Source organism: Streptomyces sp. NPDC006134 (genome assembly GCF_040628835.1).
Classification (GTDB): Bacteria; Actinomycetota; Actinomycetes; order Streptomycetales; family Streptomycetaceae; genus Streptomyces.
Genome location: NZ_JBEXTV010000023.1, coordinates 25,136 through 31,867 on the forward strand (window position 1 = coordinate 25,136; position 6,732 = coordinate 31,867).

4 protein-coding genes are annotated in these 6,732 nt (G+C 75.5%); all 4 read right to left on the reverse strand.

The features are described from left to right. Positions 1-6: 6 nt before the first annotated feature. Positions 7-1,008, reverse strand: a complete 1,002-nt coding sequence (locus tag ABZ340_RS17185) for a GDP-mannose 4,6-dehydratase (protein ID WP_358782587.1) — start codon at positions 1,006-1,008, stop codon at positions 7-9. A 134-nt stretch (positions 1,009-1,142) separates the two neighbouring features. Then, positions 1,143-2,552 carry a hypothetical protein gene (locus ABZ340_RS17190; protein ID WP_358782588.1) on the reverse strand — a complete coding sequence of 470 codons (1,410 nt, stop codon included), beginning with the start codon at positions 2,550-2,552 and terminating at the stop codon, positions 1,143-1,145. After that, positions 2,549-4,060, reverse strand: coding sequence for a GT4 family glycosyltransferase PelF (gene pelF / locus ABZ340_RS17195; protein ID WP_358782589.1), 1,512 nt, complete (start codon positions 4,058-4,060; stop codon positions 2,549-2,551). Before pelF ends, ABZ340_RS17190 begins: the two co-directional genes overlap by 4 nt. Positions 4,061-4,150: 90 nt before the next feature. Further along, positions 4,151-6,301: a hypothetical protein gene (locus ABZ340_RS17200; protein WP_358782590.1), complete on the reverse strand. Its 2,151-nt coding sequence runs from the start codon at positions 6,299-6,301 to the stop codon at positions 4,151-4,153. Between the last annotated feature and the right edge of the window lie 431 nt (positions 6,302-6,732).

A 6,732-nucleotide genomic window follows, 5' to 3' on the forward strand; every position in this document is an offset into this window, starting at 1 on the left:
TCGGGGTCAGATGTTGTAGATGCCGGTCTTGTAGCGGGCCAGGTTGGCCGGATCGCCGAACCACTCCACGGTCCGCGCGAGCCCTTCCTCCAGCGTGTGGCCCGGGCGCCAGCCGGTCGCCGCGGTCAGCCGGGAGGCGTCGGCGACCAGCCGCATCACCTCGGAGCCCGCGGGCCGCAGGCGCGCGGGGTCCTCGCGGACGTCGAGGGGCGCGTCCATCACCTTGCCGATCAGCGTGACCAGGTCGCCGACGGAGATCTCCCCGCCCGTCCCGGCGTTGAAGGTGCGGCCCACGACCCGCTCCGCCGGTGCCGTGCCCACCGCCAGGAACGCCCGCGCGGTGTCCGCCACGAAGGTGAAGTCCCGGGTGGGGCGCAGGTCGCCGAGGGTGATGGTGCGCTGCCCGGCCGCCACCTGCCCGATGACGGTGGGGATCACCGCGCGCATCGACTGCCGCGGCCCGAAGGTGTTGAACGGCCGCAGCGTCACCACGGGCGTGTCGAAACTGGCGTGGTAGCTGTCGGCCAGCCGGTCGCCGCCGGCCTTCGACGCGGCGTACGGCGACTGGGTGTTGATGGGGTGGTCCTCGGTGATCGGCACGGTCTGCGCGGTGCCGTACGTCTCGCTGGTGGAGGTGTGCACCAGGCGCGGTGTGCCCAGCGCGCGCACCGCCTCCAGCACGTTGAGCGTGCCGGTGACGTTGGTGTCCACGTAGCTGTGCGGGGCCTGGTAGGAGTACGGGATCGCGATGAGCGCGGCGAGGTGGTAGGCGCAGTCGGCGCCGTCGAGCAGGCCGCGCACCGAGCCGGGGTCGCGGACGTCGCCGAGGACGATCTCCACCTGGTCCAGGACGTCGGCGGGCAGCGTCTCCAGCCAGCCGTAGGAGGAGAACGAGTTGTACTGGGCCATGGCCCGGACACGGTGGCCGGAGGCGACGAGCGCCTCGGTGAGATGGGAGCCGATGAACCCTTCGGCTCCGGTGACGGCGGCGAGCGGTGCGGAGGTCACCTGTGGGTTTCCTTTCGACGGGTGGTGCGGTGAAGAGGGCACCGGGCTCCGGGGAGCGGTGCCCGGGGCGGCCGTCCGGTGTCCGGTGGCTGGGAGTGCGGTGGCTGGGAGTGCGGTGGTCGGGAGTGCGGTGGTCAGGAGTGCGGGGAGGGCCGGCCGAGCAGATGGACCGCGCAGGCCGCGAGGCAGACGGCGGCCACCCCGCAGACCGGCGGCAGGACGGCCGGGCCCGGCGGCAGGTCCAGCCAGATGACCGCCCCGGCAGCGGCGGCGGCCAGGAGACAGAGCACGGCCGGCGGCCAGGCCGCCCCGAACGCCTGGAGCAGCAGGGCGGTCCACAGGGTGGCCGCCAGCGGCAGGAGCGTGGCCGGGCCGGAGCCGGTGAGCAGGGCCGGGGGCAGCAACAGCAGGAGGTACCCGGACAGGCACAGGGCGAGGACCGCGGCCGAGCGGAGCAGGAACGCCCGGGGCGTCGCGCTGGCGCGCAGCGCGGCGACCGACCAGCCGCGGTAGCGGTACAGCAGCCACTCGGCCGGTCCCATGCTCACGGTCAGGGCGATCACCGCGTACGGTTCCCGCCGGCCCTCCAGCACGACGAGGACCGCCGCGGCCAGACCGAACAGGCCGTAGGGGAGCGAGGACAGCAGGCGCGGCCGGGGACCGCCGGAGGCGGCCGGGGCGGCGAGGCCCGCCCGCAGGACGCGCCCGGCGGCGGCGAGCGTGGCCGACAGTGCCAGCAGCACCAGCCCCGCCCGCAGCGGCGGGCCGGGCTCCCACCACGGCAGCACCACGGCACCGGCGATCAGCGGACTGAGCGCGGCCAGCAGCAGCCGCTCCCGGCCCAGGACCAGCAGGACCCCGGCCGCCGCGAGGTACAGCGACTGGGCCGCCGCCACCGCGGTGACGGGACCGCCCCCGGCGGGCAGCGCGGCCAGGCCCGTCGCCACCGCCGCGCCGAGCAGCGACCCGGTCAGCAGGGCGCGGGCCGCTTCCCGGCGCCCCGCCACCAGCCGCAGGTGCGCCCGGTGGCCGAGCGCCTGCCCCCACGCCCAGGAGACGACGCCCGCCACGATCAGGACGGCGGCGTGCCGGTCGGCCCGCCACAGCGGGGCGGTGAGCAGGTAGGCCAGGGCGGGCAGCGCGAACAGCACCCCGCGCAGCAGGCAGCGCACCGTGTCGGGCCGCCACGGGTCGGCCGCGGGCGGCGGCTCGGGAAACGTCCGGGGCACCCGCGCGTACAGCGCGGACGCCAGCGAGAACAGGTTCGGATGGCCGTAGCGCTCCTTGATCACGGAGGCGGTCATGCCCTCCGACTCCAGCAGCGCGGCCACCTCGTACGGATGGACGGCGGGGCCGATGCGGTCGGCCAGTTCGGCGGCGAGCGCGCTGACGGCCTCCTCGTCGGGCCCCCGCCGGGGCAGCCGGATCGTGAGGGTGGTGTTGTCGTCCAGGGCCCAGCGGGGCCGGCGGCGGGGCCGGGCCAGCCGCAGCGCCAGCGTCTCCTGCTCGGCGCCGCCCGGTTCCAGGGACATCGGCCCGCTCATCCGGTCAGGCTCCCCAGGCCGGTGACCGCCGGGGCGGGCAGGACGATCCGGGTGGGCATCTCCCGCGTGCCCGCGGCCAGTTCGTGGTAGACGGCGCGGAAGGTGTCGATGGTCCGGCGCAGGGTGAACTGCTCGACGACCCGCAGCCGGGCCGCCTCGCCCATGGCCCGGCGCCGGGCCGGGTCGCGCAGCAGCTCCAGCGCGGCGGCGGCCATCGCCTCCGGGTCGCGCGGCGGCACCACGAGACCGGTGTCGCCCACGGCCTCCCGTACCCCGCCCACGTCCGTGGAGACGGTGGCCCGCCCGCACGACATCGCCTCGATCAGGGTGAACGGGAAACCCTCGCTGATGCTGGAGAGCATCACCACGTTCCCGGCGGCGTAGGCGTCCCTGATGTCGTCGACGCGCCCCTCGAACGTCACGGCGTCGGCGTGCCCCAGCCCGGCGGCCAGCGCCTCGCAGCGCTCCCGGTAGCCCTCCCCGCCCCGGGGCGTCCCGCCGAACAACCGCAGTCGCACGCCGGGCAGTTGGGCCCGGACCAGGGCGAAGGCGCGGATCAGGGTCTCCAGGTCCTTGATCGGGTCGACCCGCCCGGCCCAGCTCAGGGTGGGGTGCTCCGGCTCGGGCCCGGCCGGGGGGAACGCGGCGGGGTCGACGCCGTTGTAGACCGTGCGGATCGACGCCGGGTCGGCCCCGCCCTGCTCCTCCCACAGCCGGTTGTAGCGGTTGCCGGGGGTGATGAGCGCCGCCCGGCGGTAGGTCTCCTCCGCCAGCAGCCGGAAGAAGCCCAGGACCACCGCCTTGACCGGCCAGCGGTACGGCGCGGTCCGGTAGCCGAGGTAGCGCTCGCGCAGGTAGACGCCGTGCTCGGTGAGCAGCAGCGGAACCCCGTGCCGCTCCAGCGCCGCCAGCCCCGGCAGCACGGCGACCCCGCCGCTGACCGCGTGGGCCACGCCCTCCTCGGGCGGCGGCACGGCCAGCGGGCGCAGGGCGTGTTCCAGCAGGGCGGTCGCGGTGAGCGCGTCGTGCAGCGTCGGCCGCGCCTCCCGCACCACCAGCCCCGGCCGCGTCCACACCCCGGTCAGGATCGCGACCGCCGTGTCGTCCCGCAGGAAGGGGCCGAGCAGGCCCTCCGACGCCGCCGCGGCCATCGTGTACAGGGCGGGCGCGAAACCGTCCTCGGCGCCCGGGTCGACCAGCGCGGCCAGGAACCGCTCGTAGGCGGCGGCGAGCCGGCGGCGGGCCCGGCCGCGGGGCGGGCGGCCCGGGGGAGCGGCGCCCCACATCGGCACGGACACGACGCGCGAGACGTGCCCGGGCAGGTCCCACACGACCGGCTCGCGCCCGGTGCCGGTGACGGCGACGACGTCGAAGTCGAGGTCGGGCATGCCGGTGACGAGCTGGTCGCACCAGACGCTCACACCGCCGTGGCTGTGCGGGTAGGTGCCTTCGGTGAGCAGGGTGACGCGCGGTGCGCCGGAGCGCCGCGCGCCGTGGTGAACGTGCATCGTTGTGCTCCACGGCCGAGGTGTGGGGGTGGTCGTGCGGGCCCCCGCCGCCGGTGGGCGGCCGGGGCCCCGGTGCCTGCCGTACGCCGGTCAGCCCGCCGTGCCGGGGAGGACCGGCTCGGCCACGCCCCGGGGCACCCGGGTCTCCGGGGCCGGGGCCGGGGCCGGGGCCGGAGCGGAGCCGTCCGCGCCGGTGGCCGTGGAAGGGGAGGAGGAAGGCGACGCGGACGCCGGCAGGGTGAGGGTGAGCGGCGTGCTGCCCGCGCCGGTCCAGCCGGACCGCTCGCCGGCGTACGCCTCGCCGAAGGCCGACCCGGTGCGTGTGGTGCCCTGCGGCATGGTCGCGGGGACCGCCACGCCGGCCGGGCCGTCGACGGTGACGGTGCCGCCGACGCGGTAGGCCGTGACCTGCCCGCTCTGTACGGCCGTCCGCCAGGCGGCGCGCCGCTGGAGCTCCTTGCCGATCTCCTTCATCCGCAGGTTGACCACCGGGGTGTTCTCCGCGAACAGCGTCTCGTAGGTGTCGAGCACGCCGTCCAGGACCGGGTAGGCGATGCGGTCCTCGGCCAGGTTCGACTGGTGGATGAAGTGCGGCTTCGGGTCGTTGGCGAGGACGTGGCCGAGGGCGATCCGCCGCTCCAGGGGCACGATGTGCCCGGTGTAGCCGGTGGCCGCGTCGAGCGGGGCGGGCAGGCAGGTGGTGGTGGCCGGGTTGTCCTCGCAGATGCCGCTGCCGCCCTGGGCACGGCTGGTGTAGATCCAGTTGTACTCGTCGACCTGCTCGGCGGCCCGCCCGGCGTTGTAGAAGATGTTCATCGGGTAGCGGGGGACCGTGGTGGCGGGGCCGACCTGCCGCTGCTGCGGCTCGCGGGAGTTGTCCGAGGCCAGCCAGGTGACGCCGTTGTCGGCCAGGGCGAGCGCCAGGTTGGGGTTGTCGGCCGGCTGCTGGGGCAGCACCCGCAGTCCGGAGTGCTCACCGGTGACCAGCTCGTCGTCGTCCAGGGGGAGTCCGGCGAGCCGCCCCCAGACGCGGTTGTGGGCGATCTCGTCGGCGACCTCGAACCGGCTGACCCACCGGGTGCTGCCGTCGGCGTTCGTGGCGCACCGCCAGGGCACCACCGCGGTGTCCTGCTCGCAGCCGAGGAAGGCGTGCGTGTAGGTGTGGTTGATCCAGCGGAACTCGTTCCGCTGGGCGAGGAACCTGTCGGCCAGCGGGTCGGCGCCGCCGTTGTCCTCGCGGTGGTCGGCGCTGCCGGCGCCGTTGTAGGCGAGGTCCAGGGTGAAGCCGCGCTCCCGCTGCCAGGCGACGGCGTGGTCGACGTCCGCGGGCGACATGCGGATCGGGTCCGGGGTGGCGTTCGGGTCCGTGCAGTCCACGTCGCCGGGCGTGCAGTCGAGAGTGGCGTTCCAGCGGTCGTCCGCCGCGAACACGTCGTCGACGTGGACGGCGAAGTAGTTGCGGGAGGTGCCCAGGTGCACGCCGCCGGTCATCCACCGCACGATGCCGCGGGCCAGCAGCCGGAACTGCTGCTGGTGCCGGTTGTAGACGAAGGTGACGACCAGCTCGCGCCGCCCGTCGTGCCGGTACTCGCCGATCAGGGAGCCCCGCTTCGCCGTGCCCGGGATCGGCGCCTGGACGTACGGGGTGAAGTCGGCACCGGCCACCGGCGTCGACAGGTAGGCGTAACTCTCGCCCACGGTGGGCGAGTTGTCCTCGAACGGCACCGGTCCGTCGAGGTAGCCGAACGGGCCCGCGCGGCCGGCGTCCGTCACCTCGGCCCGCACCCCGTCGACGCTGCCGGAGTAGCCGCCGTGGACCGGGTACTGGAGCCCGGCCTCGGGGCGGGCATAGGTGTACGCGTCGACCTGCGGGATGCCGTAGGTCTTCTCGTAGGCCACGAGCGCGGCCATCTCCGCGGAGTCCGCGGGGAACGGGTTGTCGTTGGGCAGGACGACGGCCTGGAACTTCGCGCGGTCCCGTCCGTCGACGGTGTCCGCGAGGTAGCGGGCGTCGATCACCGGCCGGTCGGACCGGGTGAGATCGATCTCGGTGTACGGCGTTCCGGCGGCGTCCAGTTCGGCCGCGATGGCCTCGGTGGACGGGCCACCGTCGCTCACGATCAGCACGCGCAGGTCGATCCGGGGCGCCGCGGCGTCGGCGGATGCCGCCGTGGTCGGTACGCCGAGGGCGGCTATGAGTGCGCCCGCCGTGAGCAGGGCGGTGCGTATGGTCCGCTTCATGCGGTGATGTCCCCTCCCAGGGCAGGGGTGGGCATCGCTCCGCGGAGCGGACGCACCCCCTCGCGCGACGCCGGCTTCCCCCTCAGAGGCCGGTCGTCGACGCGTCCGTCGCGTCACATGGTGTGGTCTCTGTGGAAGTTTTGTGGCCCCGATGCGAAACCTGGCGAAAAACCGCAGGGGTGCGTCAGGCGGCGGTTTTGGGGCGGGGGGCGGATCCGGCGGCCCGCCGTGCGGGCCGCTCCCGTCCCGCGCCGGGGATGCCGTGCAGGTGAGGGGGGTGCGGCTCACCGGCGGGCCGGTGGCCCGCCGGTGGAGAGACCGTGGGTGAGGTCCGTGCCGGGCCGGGAGGGCGGGGGGGGGGGGGGGGGCCCCCCCCGACCCCCGGGGGGGGCGGCGGCGCGGCACACCGCCCAGGGGCGCAGGGGGAGGAG

Excerpts from the sequence above, each read along its gene's own strand:
- ABZ340_RS17190 (WP_358782588.1), bottom strand. The coding sequence starts at position 2,552 with ATGAGCGGGCCGATGTCCCTGGAACCGGGCGGCGCCGAGCAGGAGACG.
- pelF (WP_358782589.1), bottom strand. The coding sequence starts at position 4,060 with ATGCACGTTCACCACGGCGCGCGGCGCTCCGGCGCACCGCGCGTCACC.
- ABZ340_RS17200 (WP_358782590.1), bottom strand. The coding sequence starts at position 6,301 with ATGAAGCGGACCATACGCACCGCCCTGCTCACGGCGGGCGCACTCATA.